Here is a 14,636-nt window from a genome sequence, read left to right as displayed (position 1 = left end):
CCTCGAATCCGCAAGTGCGGTGCGAACACCGAATTCTAGCCCGATGAGCGGGTCAAGTCCGCGACTTTTCCCGCAGCCGTGCGGCTCGCGTCAGGAGGTACCGCTGTTCCGGCGTGTTCGTCGTTCGCGCGGCCGCGGCGTCGTAGTGCCGGACGGCGGCGCCGACGTCCCCGGCCAGTTCCAGCAGGTGCGCGCGGACGGCGTCGAGCCGGTGCCCGGTCAGCTCCAGCGTCTCCAGCAGCGCGAGCCCGGCCGCGGGGCCCTCCACCATCGCCGTCGCGATCGCGCGGTTGAGCGTCACCACCGGGTTGTCCGTCAGCCGCTCCAGCAGCCGGTACGTCGAAAGGATGCGGCCCCAGTCGGTGTCCTCGACGCGTGGCGCGATGTCGTGCGCGGCGGCGATCGCGGCCTGCAGCCGGTACTCGCCCGCGTCGCCGAGCGCGAGCGCCTCGGTGACCAGCGCGACGCCCTCGCGGATCTGCCCGCGGTCCCACTTCGTCCGGTCCTGCTCGGCCAGCGGCACCAGCTCGCCGGACGGCCCGGTCCGCGCCGGGCGCCGCGCGTCCGTGAGCAGCATCAGCGCCAGCAGTCCGGTGACCTCGCCGTCGGCCGGCAGCACCGCGTGCAGCAGCCGCGTCAGCCGGATCGCCTCGCCCGACAGCTCGGTCCGGTGCAGGCGGCCGCCCGCGCTGCTCGTGTAGCCCTCGTTGAACACCAGGTAGAGCACGTGCAGCACGGACCGCAGCCGCGTGTCGCGCTCGTCGTCGGCGGGCAGCCGGAACGGGACGTCCGACGCCTTGATCCGCGCCTTCGCCCGGCTGATCCGCTGGGCCATCGTCGCTTCCGGGACCAGGAACGCCCCCGCGATCTCGGCCGTGGTCAGGCCGCCGACCGCGCGCAGCGTCAGCGCGATCGCCGACGCCGGCGTCAGCGCCGGGTGGCAGCACAGGAACAGCAGGACGAGGGTGTCGTCGCGATCCGGGACATCGGCCGGCGGCGGTTCCAGCGCCGCCGCGTCCTCCCGGCGGCGCCGGGCCTGCTCGCTGCGGAGCTGATCGGTCAGCCGGTTCACCGCGGCCTGGATCAGCCACCCGCGCGGGTTGTCCGGCAGGCCGTCGGACGGCCAGTGCCGCGCGGCCGCGAGCAGCGCCTCCTGCACGGCGTCCTCCGCGGCGTCGAAGTCGCGGAAGCGCCGCGCGACGACGCCGAGGACCTGCGGCGCGAGCGTCCGCAGCAGGTCCTCGACCTCCTCGCGCGCCATCAGGCCGGGGCGCTCATCACCTGGCGGACCTCGATCGGCTGCCGGATCGGCACGCCACCCGGCCCGGGTGCGGCTGACGCCTTCGCGGCGATCTCCAGCGCGCGCTCCTCGCTCTCGACGTCGATCACCCAGTAGCCGGCCAGCAGTTCCTTGCCCTCCGGGTACGGCCCGTCGGTGACGACGGGGCTGGTCCGGCCGTCGGAGACGACCGTCTTCGCCAGGTCGGGCCCGGCCAGGCCCTGGGCGTCGACGAGCTCGCCCTTGTCGCGCAGTTCGGCGTCGAGCGCGTGCTGGAAGTCGATGTGCGCGCGGATGTCCTCCGGCGGCCATTCGCCCATCGGCAGGTCGCAGCCCTCGGCCGCGGTGTAGCTCATCAGCAGCATGTACTTCGCCATGATCGGCTCCTTCCCGCGCCCCGGTGGCGCGTTCACGGGAAAGGACGGAGCCCGGCCCGCGGTCTCTACATGGTTCGCCGATTTTCTCGAAGATCAGGATAATCGCGGAACGTGACTGGGGAACTGAAGCGCGCGCGTCTGGGCGTCTCGGTGGTCTTCGCCGTCTGCGGTGCGGCGTTCGCGACGTGGCTGGCGCGAGTGCCGGCGGTGCAGGAGCAGCTGGGACTCACCACGGGACAGCTGGCCACGGGCTTGTTCGGCCTCGCCTTCGGGTCGGTGGTCGCCCTGCTCGGCGCGGGGGCGCTGCTCACCCGGATCGGCAGCCGCGCGGCGGTCGTGCTCGGCGCGGCCGTGCTGTGCGGCGGCCTGCCGCTGGTGGCGTTCGCCTGGTCGGCGCCGGTGTTCGTGGCCGCGCTGGTCGTGCTCGGCGTAGGCAACAGCCTGCTCGACGTCGCGATGAACGCGCACGCGGCCCGCGTCGAGGAGGGCTACGGGCGGCCGATCTTCGCCGGCTTCCACGCGTTCTGGAACATCGGCGGCCTCGCGGGCTCCGGCGTCGACGCGCTGATGGAGGCCCTGCACGTCCCGGTTTCGGTGCACTTCCCGATCGCGGGTGCGGTGTTGCTGTCCCTCGCGCTGTGGGGCCGGGCGCTCTTCCTGACCGGAGCCGACCGCGGCCAAGGCGACGCGGCGTTCGCGTGGCCGAGCCGGGCGCTGGTGCCGCTGGGCGTGATCGCGTTCTGCGGGTTCGTCGCCGAGGGCGCGGTCAACAGCTGGAGCGCGGTGTACCTGGCGGACGTCACGGGCGCAACGCCCGCGCTCGCCTCCCTCGGCTACTTCGCGTTCTCCGGGACGATGATCGCGGTCCGCCTGGTCGCCGACCGCATCGTGGGCCGCGTGGGCGCGGTGCGGTTCGTCCGCGTCGCGACCACGGTCGCGGTGCTCGGGTTCGCCGTGGTCCTTTTCGCGCCGTGGCCGGTGGCGGTGATCGCCGGCTTCGCGGTGGTAGGGCTCGGCGTGGCCGGGATCGTGCCGATCGCGTGGAGCGTGGCGAGCCGCAAGCAGGCGGACGCGCCGGGCCGCGCGGTGGCGGCGGTCGCCGCGTGCGGGTACCTGGGGTTCCTGGTCGAGCCGGTGCTGGTGGGCGCGCTGGCGACCCGGATCGGGCTGCACTGGGCGTTGTCGTCGGCGGTCGTGGTGACCTTCGGCATCCTGTTCCTGGCGCCGTCGCTGCGGGTCCGTGAAGGTGCGCTCACGCGCTGAGCAGCCGTTTCAGCCCTTCCGCCGACGGCGTTCCCGGAGCCGCTGTGTAGACGAGAAGCCGGTGTTCGTGCCCGGGGACGGCCAGGATTTCGCAGTCGAGCTCGAGCGGGCCGACGACCGGGTGGACGGTCCGCTTGGTCAGCGTCCGCTGCACGACGACCTCCCGGTCCGCCCACAGCCGGGCGAACTCCGGGCTCTCGGCTTTCAAGTCGTCGACGAGCGCCGCCACCGCGGGATCGGCCGGGTAGCGCCCGCTCGCGCGCAGGTCCGCGACGCACAGCCGGGCCAGCTCGAGGCGGTTGCCGGTGATCGCGTCGCCGGTGTCGAACAGCCGCCGCAGCCGGTTGCGCCGCCGCGGTGGCCACGTGGCCGGGTCGCCGATCAGCGCGACCAGCATCCGGTTCCAGGCCACCAGGTCGTAGCCCGCGTCGATCACCATCGCCGGCACTTCGCCGAGCCGGTCGAGCAGCCGCAGGACGTTCCCGGGCACCGGCCGCGGCGCGGGCGCGGGAGCCGGTCGTGCCAGCCGCAGCAGGTACGCGTGTTCGTCGCCGGTCAGCCGCAGCGCGCGGCCGAGCGCGGTGAGGACCTGCTCCGACGGCTGCGGCCCGCGGCCCTGTTCGAGCCGCACGTAGTAGTCGACGGAGATCCCGGCCAGCAGCGCGACTTCCGTGCGTCGCAATCCCGGCGTTTGCCGCCGCGGGCCGGGCGCCAGGCCGACGTCGGCCGGCTGCAGCCGCGCCCGCCGGCTGCGCAGGAACCCGCCCAGCTCCACCCTGTCCACGGTGCCATCATCGCCCCGCGCCGGGGTGGTACCGGCAGTGCCTACCCCGGTTCGTGCCTCGACGGCGAGCCTGAACGCATGACGATCTTGGTGACCGGCGCCCGCGGGAACGTCGCCCGCGCGCTGGTGGAACAACTACTGCGAGACGGACACGAGGTCCGGGCGGCCGGCCGCGACCCCGGCACGACCCGGCTGCCCGGCGGGGTCGAGGTGGTCGCGGCCGACCTGGCCCGGTCCGCGAACTGGGACGCGGCTCTCGACGGCGTCACGAAGGTGTTCCTCTACGCGGGCACCGCCGGCCTGGACGGGTTCCTGTCCCGGGCGAGCGGCCTCGCGCAGGTCGTGGTGCTGTCCGCCTTGGGCGCGGATCCCGCGTCGGAGGACGCCATCACCCGCGCCCACGGCGAAGCCGAGCAGGCCGTGCGCGACTCGGGACTTCCGTGGACGTTCCTGCGGCCCGGCGGGTTCGCGGCCAACCGGCTGCTGTGGGCGGACTCCGTCCGCGCCGGCGTCGTACGCGACCCCTTCCCGGACTCGCATTCGGCGTTGATCCACGAAGCCGACATCGCCGCCGTCGCCGCTCGCGCGTTGACGTCGTCCGGGCACCTCGGCGCGACGTACTCGCTGACCGGGCCCGAGTCGCTCACCGTGCGGCAGCAGGCAGCGGTGCTCGGCGGGGTGACCGGAGCGCCGGTCCGCGTGGAAACCCAGGACCTCGACGACTACCGCCGGGAGCTGACCGCGGCCTTCGCGGCCCGTGGGCTCGGCAGCGTCGGGTCCGCCTCGGTGATCGAAGCTCGGATCCGGCGTCTGGCGGCTTTGGTGGACCGGCCGCAGGCGACGACGGAGACGGTCCGGGACGTCACCGGCAGGCCGGCGCGGAGCTTTGCCGAGTGGGCCGCCGAGCACGCCGCCGCGTTCACGCGCTGAGCGTTTCGCGCAGGAGCCGGCGGACGGCTTTCCGGTCGCCGTCGACCGTCACCCGGCCGTCGGCGATCGCCGCGTCCAGGTCGGACGGGACTTCGAGCAGGGCGTTGAACGTCACCGGGTCGGTCCGGATCGTCGCGTCCGGCGCGGCGGGCTCGCCCGGCTCGACCGTCAGCCGTCCCGGTTCGGTGCGGACCGTCCACACGCGACTGTCCAGCTCGACGCGGTGGCACGCGGCCGACCGCGGGCGGGCGAAGCCGCGGAGGAACAACAGCACGGACGTGGTGCCCAGGTGCGCCGACGGCGGCAGGGAGAGCCGGGAGCCCCACGCGCCCAGCGCGAGCACGATCGGCTCCAGCTCGCGGCCCCAGTCCGTCAGCTCGTAGACCGTCGAGGCCGCCGGGGGCGGCAGCTTCCGGCGCGCGACGACGCCGTGTCCTTCCAGCTCGCGCAGCCGGTCGGTGACCAGGTTCGAGCTGGCGCCCGGCAGCGCGCGGCGGACGTCGGAGAAGCGTTGCGGCCCGAGCAGCAGCTCGCGCACGACGAGCAGCGCCCAGCGTTCCCCGACGACGTCCAGCGCGCGGGCGATGGTGCAGGCGTCTCCGTAGCTGCGGCTCGTCGGCATGGTCGTAATCTACAACTTGGAGGTTGTTTTTAACAACTTCGACGGCGTACGGTGGCCGCCATGGGAAATCCGGTCGTGCACTTCGAGATCATCGGTACCGACCCGGCGCGGCTGCGCGAGTACTACGGCGAGCTGTTCGGCTGGGAGTACGACACGTCGGGGCCGGTGTCGGCCGAGGTGTCGGAAGCGGGCAACTACGGCTTCGTGGAGACGGACGGCATCCCGGGCGGCGTCGGCGGCGGGGCGGCCTACGAAAGCCACGTGGTGTTCTACGTGGGCGTCCCGGACGTCGAGGCCGCGCTGGCCGACGCCGAACGCCTCGGCGGGACCCGCCGGATGGGCCCGGACCGCGCGCCGGGGCGGGACCTGGTCGTCGCCCACTTCACCGACCCGCAGGGCAACTTGATCGGCCTCGCCGGCCCTGCCTGAGTCACTCCCGCGCGGCCGCGTTGGCGCGGTCGATCGCCGCCATGTTCTCCTCGGCCCAGTTCCGCAGCGCCGCCAAGGGGACCTCCAGCGACCGGCCCAGGTCGGTCAGCCGGTAGTGGACCTTCGGCGGCACCGTCGGCTCGACGCGGCGAGCGACCAGGCCGTCGTTCGTCAGCGAGCGCAACGTCACCGACAGCATCTTCTGCGAGACCCCCGGCATCCGCCGTTGCAGCTCGGCGAACCGCACCTCGCGCGGGTCCGCCTCGGCCAGCACCTTGACCGCCATCGACGTCCACTTCGTGCCGATCCGGTCGAGCAGCCGGCGCGTCGGGCACGCCGGGTCGAACAGGTCGCCGCGCGGGGAGGGGGTCACCTGGAGCTCACCACCTGTCGGGAAAGTGCCGTCTTGGCCGGGGCCGACGAGTTACCTACGGTTTTCTGGTAACCAATGGTAACTGCCCTGGGAGAGACATGCTGCGGGTGAACGGCATCGACGTCGGCGTCACGGTCACCGGGGAAGGGCCGGCCGTCCTGCTGCTGCACGGCTTCCCGCACACCCGGCGGCTGTGGGCCGAAGTCGTCCCCCGGCTGGCGCGGCGCCACCGCGTCATCGCGCCGGACCTGCGCGGGCTCGGCGAGTCGGAGCGTCCGCCCGGCGGCTACGACGCGGGCACCCTCGCCGCCGACGCCGAAGCGCTCCTCGACGCGCTGGACGAGCCGTCGGCGGCCGTCGTCGGCATCGACGCCGGCGCGCCACCCGCGTTCCTCCTGGCCATGCGACGCCCCGGGCGCGTCCGCCGGCTCGTCCTGATGGAGTCGCTGCTGGGCCGCCTTCCCGGCGCCGAGGACTTCCTGGCGGGCGGCCCGCCGTGGTGGTTCGGGTTCCACACCGTCCCGGGACTCGCCGAGACCGTCCTGCGCGGACACGAAGGCGAGTACGTCGACTGGTTCCTCAACGCGGGTACGCGAGGCCGCGGAGTGCCGCGCGAGATCCGTGACCACTTCGTCGCGGCGTACACCGGGCGCGACGCCCTGCGTGCGGCGTTCGAGCACTACCGCGCGATGCCGGTCAGCGCCGGGCAGATCGCCGACGCCGTCGCGACGGGACGGCTCACGGTGCCCACGATGGCGATCGGCGCCCACCCGGTGGGCGACGCGCTCGCCCGCCAGCTGCGGCCCGTCGCCGACGACCTGGTGAGCCACCTCGTCGAGGACTGCGGCCACATCATCCCGCTCGACCGGCCGGAGGCGTTGCTCGAGCTGTTGGAGCCGTTCCTTGCCGAAAAAACGACACGGGCGTCGTGAAGGTTCGGAGCCGGGGAAGCGGTGTGGCTGAGCATCGCGGCCCGCCCGCCGATCCCCGCCCGCGTCAGCCGCGCAGGCGGGTGTTGAGCCGCGCCGCCTGCCGCGTCAAGTGGTCGCGCTCGGCGAAGTTCGGTACCTTTCCGGCCGCCTCCGAGTACAACCGCGCGGCCGTCACCAGGTCGCCGTCGCGCTCGTGGAGGTACGCCGCCACCGCCGTGTGCCGGGGCAGCGTGTCGTCGACCTCGGCAAGCGCCGCGAGCCCCGCGCGCGGTCCGTCCGCTTCACCGACCGCGACCGCGCGGTTCAGCCGCACGACCGGGCTGTCGGTCAGCTTCGCCAGCTCGTCGTACCACTCGACGATCTGCACCCAGTCGGTCTCGGCGGCCGTGGGCGCGTCGGCGTGCAGGGCCGCGATCGCCGCCTGGGCCTGGAACTCGCCCAGCCGGTCGCGGGCGAGCGCCGCCTGCAGGATCTCGACGCCCTCCGCGATCGCCGTCGTGTCCCACCGGCCGCGGTCCTGCTCGGCGAGCGGCACCAGGCTGCCGTCCGCCGCGGTCCGGCCGGCGCGCCGCGCGTGGTGCAGCAGCATCAGCGCGAGCAGCCCGGCGACCTCCGGGTGGTCGATCGCGGCCGCGAGCTGCCGGGTCAGCCGGATGGCCTCGGCGGCCAGGTCGACGTCGCCGGAGTACCCCTCGTTGAAGACGAGGTAGAGCACCCGCAGCACGGTCGCGACGTCGCCGGGCTGGTCGAACCGCACCTGCCCGACCGTCCGCTTGGCCCGGCTGATCCGTTGCGCCATGGTCGTTTCGGGGACCAGGTAGGCCTGCGCGATCTGGCGCGTGGTCAGCCCACCGACGGCGCGCAGCGTCAGCGCGACCGCCGAAGACGGCGTCAACGACGGGTGCGCGCACAAGAAGTACAGCTGGAGCGTGTCGTCCACAGTCGACACCGGGCCCGGCTCGACGTCGACGACGTCCTCGCGCCGACGTCGAGCGCTGTCCGAGCGGGCCGCGTCGAGGAACTTGCGCCACGCCACGGTGACCAGCCAGCCCTTCGGGTCGCGCGGCGGATCGGCAGGCCAGACGCGCAGGGCCTCCACCACCGCGTCCTGCACGGCGTCCTCCGCCGACGCGAAGTCGGCCCCGCGCCGGACGACGACCCCGAGCACCTGCGGCGTCAGGCTGCGGAGCAGGACCTCGTCCACGCTCACCCGACCTTTTCGGCCAGCTCGAACAGGATGTGCCGGATGCCGGGCGCGCCCGGGTCGCCCGCCGGACCCGACGGCGTCCGGTAGCGGATCAGTTCGAGGCAGCCGGCGCCGTCCGGGGTCCACGTCATCGCGATGTCCGAGCGGACCCCGTCGACGACACCGATGTGTTCGAGCCGCGGAAAGCTCCCCATGGTTTCCCCTCTCAGACGGACTGGCGCTCGTCGCGCCGGCGGACGAGTTCCTCGACGGCGGACGGCAGCGTCGTCTCGAAGTCGATCAGCTTCGCCCAGGTCGGCGTCACCACGATGCGGACCATGCCGTCGTAGAGCGACCGCACGCCCGCTTCCCACTCCACCCGCTGCTCGGGCGTCATCTCGTAGGTGCCGTTGAACTGCAGGTACTCCTCCGGGATGCCCTCGACGACGTCCAGCTCGGCCGTGCCGCGGATGAGCAGCACCTTCGGCGGGTGCACCTCGGTGTCGACGGTCAGGGCGACCGCCGGGTTGCGGCGCAGCGCCGCCAGCTTCGGCGCGTTCGTCGACGTGCACAGGACGATCCGCGAGCCGTTCCAGGTGAACCCGATCGGGACCACGCGGGGAGTGCCGTCGAGGGCGGTGTAGGCCAGCCGGGTCAGGTCGCGGGCCAGCAGCTCCCGGCTGTACGGGCGGTTCAGGACCTCGTCGATGGCGTTCTGGTGCACGGCGTCACTCCGTGATGGTGGTCGCCGGGCCCCAGAACGGACGCAGCTCCAGCCACTCCCCGACCGGCTTGCCGCCCGCACCCGGGGCGGCCGACAGCTCCGCGGCCAGCTCCAGGGCTCGCTCGTAGCTGTCGACGTCGATGATCGACCAGCCGGCGATGAGGTCCTTCGTCTCCGCGAACGGGCCGTCGGTCACCGGCGGGCGGCCCTCGCCGTCGAACCGGACCCAGGTGCCCTGCGGGGCCAGCGCGCGGTGCTCGACGAACTCGCCGGTCTCCTCGAGCCGCTTCCCGAAGTCCTCCATGTACTTGATGTGGGCCGAGATCTCCTCCGGCGTCCACTGGTCCATGGGCACGTCGTTGACCGAAGCCGGGGCGCCTCGGTAGTGCTTCAGCAGCAGGTACTTGGGCATCGTCGTTCTCCTCGGTGCGGGTGCGGCCCATTTTGGCCGCGTTCGCACCGGGGACGCAGCCGGTCGCGCGTTCTCGACATCGCCGCCGGAGAAACTTTTCAGGCGGTCGGGCGGCCCGCTCCGGCGTAGTCGTCGCCGTCGCGGCGGTAGGAGTGGACCTGCACCGCCTGGCCGGTCTGCGGCGCGTCGATCATCTGCTGGTTGCCGATGTAGAGGCCGACGTGGTGGATCTTCGTCGCCGGTTCGCCGTAGAAGATCAGGTCGCCGAGCTGCGGATCGGTCACGTGCTGAACGCTGCGGAACTGCGTGTCGGCCGTGCGCATCAGCTTGACGCCGGCGCTGCCGTACGCCGCCGTCGTCAGGCCGGAGCAGTCGAAGCCCGGGTCGTTGCCGCCGGTGCCGTTGCCACCCCAGATGTAGGGGAGGCCGATCTTGTCGATGGCGAAGTTGACCGCGCTCAGCACCGCCGGGTTCGGCGCGGCCGAGCCCTGGCCGACCGTGCCGTAGACGTTCACCGTCGCCAGCGTCCGGTGCAGGAACAACGGCGCCGACTGCAGCTTCGCGACCGCGTCCCACCACGGCTGGCCCTGCGACAGGTCGGTCCCGCCGTCGCACAGCGCGCGTCCGGTGGTCAGCGCGGCGTCGTCGATGTTCTGGACATCGGGCTTCCCGCCCGCGTAGCTCGCCTGGTACTTCGCCCAGAGTGCGGGGGAGAGCTGCATCGGCCCGGCGGCGTTCGGCGTCGAGACGACCTTGTTGTAGAAGTCGCGCACCTCGATCGTGCCGAGCGGCTTGTCGAGCACGCCGGTGGTGCCGACCTGCCCACCCTGCGCCCGGCCGTGGTCCGTGGTCACTTTTCCGACCGCGGCGAGCGTCACCCAGGAGAGGTGGCAGCCGGGGATGTCCTTGCCGATCTTCGTCGTCGCCTTCGCGTAGCCGACCATCGCGCGCAGCGGGACGTCGAGCCACTGGCTGGTCTTGGACGCCCAGGCGTCGAATTCGCTCGCTTCCGGCACCTTCGGCGGCGCGGACGTCGTCGTCTGCGGCGACGTGGTCGTTTTCGCGACAGACGGCGCCGGCGTGCTGGTCGCGGCCGCGTTCGTCGTCTCCTGCTGCTGCTTCGGCGCGAACTGGACGCCGACCACGAGCGCGGCGGCGACCACGACCACGGCGGCCACCACGACGGCGGCTCTCCGGCGACGCGGCTCGGTCTTTTCGTCGGACACGACCTCGGGCTCTTCGCTCACCGTGCGGCCCCGGTCAGCCGGTCGAGGACGAAGCCGCGCAGGCCGTCGAGGTCGGTGTCCATCGCGACCTCGATCGGGCGGCCGGGGGTGAACTGCGGATCTTCTTCGCCGAGATTTCGCCGGTCGACGAGCGTCTGCCCGCGTGCCGGCCCGAGCCCGCAGTCGACGTCGACGCGGTAGGTCTCGGTGTGCAGGATCCCGGGCGAAATCGCCTCGGCGACCGCGACGGCGTCGTGCATGACCATCCGGTCTTCGCCGAACACGCGCGTGTAGTGCTGCCGGTAGGTCGAGGTGAGGCCTTCGAGGGTGGCACCGACCGGCCCCGACGCCGCGAGCTTGGCCAGCCACTCGCCGTCGACGGCGCAGCGGTGCGTGAGGTCGAGCGGGACGAGCACGATCGGGACGTCCTCCTCGACCAGCACCCGGCGGGCCGACTCGGGGTCGCTCCAGATGTTGAACTCGGCGGCGGTGGTGCTGTTGCCGAACGTCACGCCACCGCCCATGATCACCAGCCGCCCGATCTTCGCCGCCGCGCCCGGGTGGGCCGCGAACAGGGCGGCGATGTTGGTCAACGGCCCGATCGGGGCGATGGTCACCGGCTCGTCCGACGCTTCGAGGATGTCCAGCATGAGGCGGACGGCGTCGCGCTCTTCGAGCGGGCGCGTCGCCTCGGGCAGTGTGTAGGAGTGGCCCGAGAGGCCGTCGCCGCCGTGGACCTCCTTGGCGTCGCGTGGCTTCGAATAGACCAGCGGCCGGCTCGCCCCGGCGGCCACCGGCACGTCGGCGCGGCCGAACAGCTCCAGCAGCCGGCGCGCGTTCGACGTCGTGCGGTCGAGGGGGACGTTGCCGAAAACCGACGTCACGCCGAGCAGGTCGACGTCCGGGGACAGCGCCGCCAGCGCGATCGCCAGCGCGTCGTCGACGCCCGGGTCGGTGTCGATGATCAGCTTCGTGCCCATCCACGCTCCCCTTGCCTGTGAACCCGTCCCGCACACAGGTTACGGTCACTCGCATGACGTCGATGTGGGGTGCGCCCGCGCTGTCGCGGGTGCGGGCCTGGCGCCGCGCCCGGCAGGACCCGCGGCAGGCGAAGTTCCTGACTGCCGACTCGCTGCGCTGGGTGCTGCGCAACCGCGCGTACACGCCCTGGTACCTGGTCAGGTACTACCGGCTGCTCAAGTTCCGGCTCGCGAACCCGCACATCATCCTGCGCGGGATGCTCTTCCTCGGGAAGAACGTGGAGATCCACTGCCGGCCGGGCTACGGGCGGCTGGAGATCGGCCGCTGGGTCCACATCGGCGACGGCAACGCGATCCGCTGCCACGAGGGCTCGCTGCGGATCGGCGACAAGTCGGTGTTCGGCCGCCAGAACGTGATCAACTGCTACCTCGACATCGAGCTCGGCGCGGCCACGCTGGTCGCCGACTGGGTGTACATCTGTGACTTCGACCACGTCATTTCGGACATCCACGTCCCGATCAAGGACCAGGGCATCGTGAAGTCGCCGGTCCGCATCGGACCGGACACGTGGCTGGGTACGAAGGTCAGCGTGCTGAAGGGCACCCGCATCGGCCGCGGCTCGGTGCTGGGCGCGCACGCGGTCGTCCGTGGTGACATCCCGGACTACTCGATCGCGGTCGGCGCGCCCGCCCGGGTCGTGCGTAACCGCGAAGAGGACTACGCGGCCGACGCGGCTCGTCGCGAGGCCGTCGCCGACATGGCGCGGAAGGCGAACAAGGCGCTGCAGAAGACTCTGGAGCAGTAGAGCTACTCAGGTCTCTCGTCGCTTTCCGGACAGCTCTCCCTGAGTGGGGGAGTTCCGCGAGGTGACCGTGTCGGCTGACCTACTCCTCGAACGTCATCTCCGGCGGCGGCCGCCGGAAGCCGCGGGTGATCGCCGCGAGGACGACGATGCCGATCGCCAGCCACACCAGGCCGAAGACCAGCGCGATCCCGTCGAGGTTGACCAGTAGCCACAAATCGACCACGGCGCCGACCACCGGGAAGACCACCCAGGTCAGCACGCGTTTCCCGGTCCGGTCGCGCAGCCACGTCGCCAGCACGCTGACGTTGACGAACGTGAACGCGGTGAACGCGCCGAAGTTGATGAACGACGTCGACGTGCTGACGTCCAGCGTCAGCGCGACCAACCCGACGACGCCGGTCAGGACGATGCCGAACACCGGCGTCGCGAACCGCGGCTGCAATTTGCCGAAGACGCGCGGCAGCACGCCGTCGCGGCCCATGGCGAACATCAGCCGCGACGCGCTCGCCTGCGCGGCGATCCCCGACGCGAACTGCGCGACCACCAGGCCGGCGAGGAAGAAGGACGCGAAGAGGTTGCCGCCGATCGTGGTCGCGATTTCGAACGCGGCGGACGACTCGTCGGTGAACGCGCTGCCCGGGTGCGCGAGCTGGGTGAAGTAGGCGAGCACGACGAAGATGCCGCCGCCGATCAGCGCGGTCAGCAGGATGGCGCGGGGGATCGTCCGGCGCGGTTCGGTCGTCTCCTCGGTCAACGTCGTCACGGCGTCGAAGCCGAGGAACGAGTACGTCGCGAGCGCGGCGCCGCCGGAGATCGTGCCCAGCGTGCTGCCGGGGTGGAAGAACGGCTGCGTGCTGGCCAGCGAGCCACCGACGTGCAGCACCTGTTTGACCGAAAGGACGACGAAGAAGCCGATGACCAGGATCTGGAAGGCCATGAGGACGAAGTTGGCCTTTTCGGCGATCTTGATGCCGAGCACGTTGAGGATCGTCGTCACCGCGATGAAAGTGATCAACCAGATCCAATTGGGCACGGCGGGGAACTCGGCCGAGAGGTAGGCGCCGCCGATCAGCCAGATCACCATCGGCAGGAAGAAGTAGTCGAGCAGCACCGCCCACCCGACGAGGAACCCGGCGCGGGCGTCGACCGATTTCCGGACATAGGTGTAGGCCGAGCCGGCGACGGGGTGGGTGGCGGCCATCTTCCCGTAGCTCGCGGCGGTGAACAGCATCGCGACGAGGGCGAGCAGGTACGCCGAGGGCACCGTGCCGTCGGTCGTCGTCGCGACGATGCCGAAGGTGCCGAGCACGATCAGCGGAGCCATGTAGGCGAGCCCGAAGAGGACGACGCCGGGCAGGCCGAGCCGGCGCTGCAGGGTGGCCGGGGCCGCGCCCGTGGTGGTCATCGGTCGTCTCCTTCTCGTGGGCTCCAGCGGTCCGGGTCGATCCGGCCCTGGTAGAGCGGCAGCTGCAGGGGAGCGTCGGCGGGGGTGAACTGCGCCCAGACGCGGTTGGTGCCGGCGGTCCCGTCACGGCGGACGCGCGCGACCTCGTCGAGGTCGATGGTGTGGGCGAGGACGCCGTGGTCGTTTCCCGGCAACGCGCCGAGGACGTCACCCTCGGGCCCGACGAGCAGGCTGTCGCCCATGCCGACGGGGCCTGCCGTGTTCACGCTGGCGACGAACACCTGGTTGACGATGGCGTTCGCCCGCGCCAGGACGAGCTCCTGCGCGCGGTCCGGGGTGGTGGTCTGGACGGGGTTGAGCACGAGCTCGGCACCCATCCAGGCGAGGTGGCGGGTCACCTCGGGGAACCAGGCGTCGTAGCAGATGGAGAACCCGACGCGGCCGGCGTCGGCCAGGTCGGCGACGACGAACCGGTCGCCGGGGTCGTACGGCTCGTGCGGCCGCCAGGGGAAGACCTTCCGGTACCAGCCGGCCAGCTCGCCTCGCGGGGAGAAGACCAGGGCGGTGTTGAACAGCTCGCCGTGGTCGCCTTCTTCGCAGACGGTGCCGGGCGCGAGCCAGATCCCGAGGTCGCCGGCCAGCTCGGCGAGTTCCGTGGTCCGTTTTCCGTGCAACGGCTGGGCGGCTTCGCGGAGCTGTCGCGTCCGCTCGTCGCCTTCGCCGTCGACGCCGCAGAGGTGCAGCTCGGGGAAGGCGGCCAGCCGCGTGTCCGGAAACCGGCGAAGGACCGCTTCGACCTCGCCCGCGAACCCGCCGTCCCCGACGGGTCGGGGCGGCGCTTGCACGAGGGCGATCGGCAGTGGTCGCGGCATGGACGAAAAATAGTCCATCTTGAACACTTAAACAAG

18 protein-coding genes are annotated in these 14,636 nt (G+C 72.2%); 5 read left to right on the top strand and 13 right to left on the bottom strand.

Translation table 11 applies throughout. From position 1 onward, the window contains the following. Positions 1–52: 52 nt before the first annotated feature. Positions 53–1,261 carry an RNA polymerase sigma factor gene (locus ACIQWX_RS42995; RefSeq protein WP_400884139.1) on the bottom strand — a complete coding sequence of 403 codons (1,209 nt, stop codon included), beginning with the start codon at positions 1,259–1,261 and terminating at the stop codon, positions 53–55. Beyond that, entirely contained in the window at positions 1,261–1,656 is a 396-nt protein-coding gene (locus ACIQWX_RS42990; RefSeq protein WP_400884138.1) for a YciI family protein, read from the bottom strand. Before ACIQWX_RS42990 ends, ACIQWX_RS42995 begins: the two co-directional genes overlap by 1 nt. A 111-nt stretch (positions 1,657–1,767) precedes the next feature. Between ACIQWX_RS42990 and ACIQWX_RS42985 the strand changes: the two genes are divergently transcribed. Next, positions 1,768–2,919: an MFS transporter gene (locus tag ACIQWX_RS42985; protein ID WP_400884137.1), complete on the top strand. Its 1,152-nt coding sequence runs from the start codon at positions 1,768–1,770 to the stop codon at positions 2,917–2,919. Here the strand turns inward: ACIQWX_RS42985 and ACIQWX_RS42980 are convergent. Further along, positions 2,909–3,703 carry a helix-turn-helix transcriptional regulator gene (locus ACIQWX_RS42980; protein WP_400884136.1) on the bottom strand — a complete coding sequence of 265 codons (795 nt, stop codon included), beginning with the start codon at positions 3,701–3,703 and terminating at the stop codon, positions 2,909–2,911. The two genes, ACIQWX_RS42985 and ACIQWX_RS42980, sit on opposite strands and share 11 nt — an antisense overlap. Positions 3,704–3,781: 78 nt before the next feature. Here ACIQWX_RS42980 and ACIQWX_RS42975 point away from each other — a divergent pair, with 78 nt between their 5' ends. Continuing rightward, on the top strand, positions 3,782–4,633 hold the full coding sequence (locus ACIQWX_RS42975) for an NAD(P)H-binding protein (RefSeq protein WP_400884134.1): 852 nt from the start codon (positions 3,782–3,784) through the stop codon (positions 4,631–4,633). Here the strand turns inward: ACIQWX_RS42975 and ACIQWX_RS42970 are convergent. Next, positions 4,623–5,255, bottom strand: a complete 633-nt coding sequence (locus ACIQWX_RS42970) for a winged helix-turn-helix transcriptional regulator (protein WP_400884133.1) — start codon at positions 5,253–5,255, stop codon at positions 4,623–4,625. The genes ACIQWX_RS42975 and ACIQWX_RS42970 overlap by 11 nt on opposite strands. Before the next feature lie 60 nt (positions 5,256–5,315). Between ACIQWX_RS42970 and ACIQWX_RS42965 the strand changes: the two genes are divergently transcribed. After that, on the top strand, positions 5,316–5,684 hold the full coding sequence (locus ACIQWX_RS42965; RefSeq protein WP_400884131.1) for a VOC family protein: 369 nt from the start codon (positions 5,316–5,318) through the stop codon (positions 5,682–5,684). Position 5,685: 1 nt separating this feature from the next. On the opposite strand, the gene ACIQWX_RS42960 is transcribed toward ACIQWX_RS42965, so the two are convergent. Then, positions 5,686–6,057, bottom strand: a complete 372-nt coding sequence (locus ACIQWX_RS42960; RefSeq protein WP_400884130.1) for a winged helix-turn-helix transcriptional regulator — start codon at positions 6,055–6,057, stop codon at positions 5,686–5,688. A gap of 98 nt (positions 6,058–6,155) precedes the next feature. Between ACIQWX_RS42960 and ACIQWX_RS42955 the strand changes: the two genes are divergently transcribed. Continuing rightward, on the top strand, positions 6,156–6,989 hold the full coding sequence (locus tag ACIQWX_RS42955) for an alpha/beta fold hydrolase (protein WP_400884128.1): 834 nt from the start codon (positions 6,156–6,158) through the stop codon (positions 6,987–6,989). Positions 6,990–7,053: 64 nt separating this feature from the next. Here the strand turns inward: ACIQWX_RS42955 and ACIQWX_RS42950 are convergent, their stop codons facing one another. The 6 genes from ACIQWX_RS42950 to ACIQWX_RS42925 all read right to left on the bottom strand — a co-directional run bounded on the left by ACIQWX_RS42950 (position 7,054) and on the right by ACIQWX_RS42925 (position 11,517). Continuing rightward, positions 7,054–8,193 (bottom strand): RNA polymerase sigma factor, encoded by a 1,140-nt coding sequence (locus ACIQWX_RS42950; protein WP_400884127.1) that lies wholly within the window; start codon positions 8,191–8,193, stop codon positions 7,054–7,056. Between the two features lie 2 nt (positions 8,194–8,195). Beyond that, positions 8,196–8,390, bottom strand: coding sequence for a hypothetical protein (locus tag ACIQWX_RS42945; RefSeq protein WP_400884125.1), 195 nt, complete (start codon positions 8,388–8,390; stop codon positions 8,196–8,198). A gap of 11 nt (positions 8,391–8,401) precedes the next feature. After that, positions 8,402–8,899 carry a pyridoxamine 5'-phosphate oxidase family protein gene (locus tag ACIQWX_RS42940; protein ID WP_400884123.1) on the bottom strand — a complete coding sequence of 166 codons (498 nt, stop codon included), beginning with the start codon at positions 8,897–8,899 and terminating at the stop codon, positions 8,402–8,404. 4 nt (positions 8,900–8,903) lie between these two features. After that, positions 8,904–9,311: a YciI family protein gene (locus tag ACIQWX_RS42935; protein WP_400884121.1), complete on the bottom strand. Its 408-nt coding sequence runs from the start codon at positions 9,309–9,311 to the stop codon at positions 8,904–8,906. A gap of 98 nt (positions 9,312–9,409) precedes the next feature. Then, a complete protein-coding gene (locus ACIQWX_RS42930) occupies positions 9,410–10,558 on the bottom strand; it encodes an NlpC/P60 family protein (RefSeq protein ID WP_400884119.1) in 1,149 nt (382 codons plus the stop codon). Then, positions 10,555–11,517, bottom strand: a complete 963-nt coding sequence (locus ACIQWX_RS42925; protein WP_400884118.1) for a nucleoside hydrolase — start codon at positions 11,515–11,517, stop codon at positions 10,555–10,557. Before ACIQWX_RS42925 ends, ACIQWX_RS42930 begins: the two co-directional genes overlap by 4 nt. A 53-nt stretch (positions 11,518–11,570) precedes the next feature. Between ACIQWX_RS42925 and ACIQWX_RS42920 the strand changes: the two genes are divergently transcribed. Continuing rightward, positions 11,571–12,323 carry an acyltransferase gene (locus ACIQWX_RS42920; protein WP_400884116.1) on the top strand — a complete coding sequence of 251 codons (753 nt, stop codon included), beginning with the start codon at positions 11,571–11,573 and terminating at the stop codon, positions 12,321–12,323. 79 nt (positions 12,324–12,402) lie between these two features. Here the strand turns inward: ACIQWX_RS42920 and ACIQWX_RS42915 are convergent, their stop codons facing one another. Beyond that, the gene (locus ACIQWX_RS42915) at positions 12,403–13,728 is read right to left on the bottom strand and encodes an APC family permease (RefSeq protein ID WP_400884115.1); all 1,326 of its coding nucleotides are present in this window, start codon (positions 13,726–13,728) and stop codon (positions 12,403–12,405) included. Further along, positions 13,725–14,600, bottom strand: coding sequence for a carbon-nitrogen hydrolase family protein (locus tag ACIQWX_RS42910; protein WP_400884113.1), 876 nt, complete (start codon positions 14,598–14,600; stop codon positions 13,725–13,727). The genes ACIQWX_RS42915 and ACIQWX_RS42910 overlap by 4 nt, the downstream gene beginning before the upstream one ends. Positions 14,601–14,636: the final 36 nt, after the last annotated feature.

The sequence above is a fragment of the Amycolatopsis sp. NPDC098790 genome (genome assembly GCF_044759945.1).
Lineage (GTDB): Bacteria > Actinomycetota > Actinomycetes > Mycobacteriales > Pseudonocardiaceae > Amycolatopsis.
The sequence above is the reverse complement of the archived record's forward strand: the minus strand, read 5'-3'. Positions and strand labels throughout refer to the sequence as shown.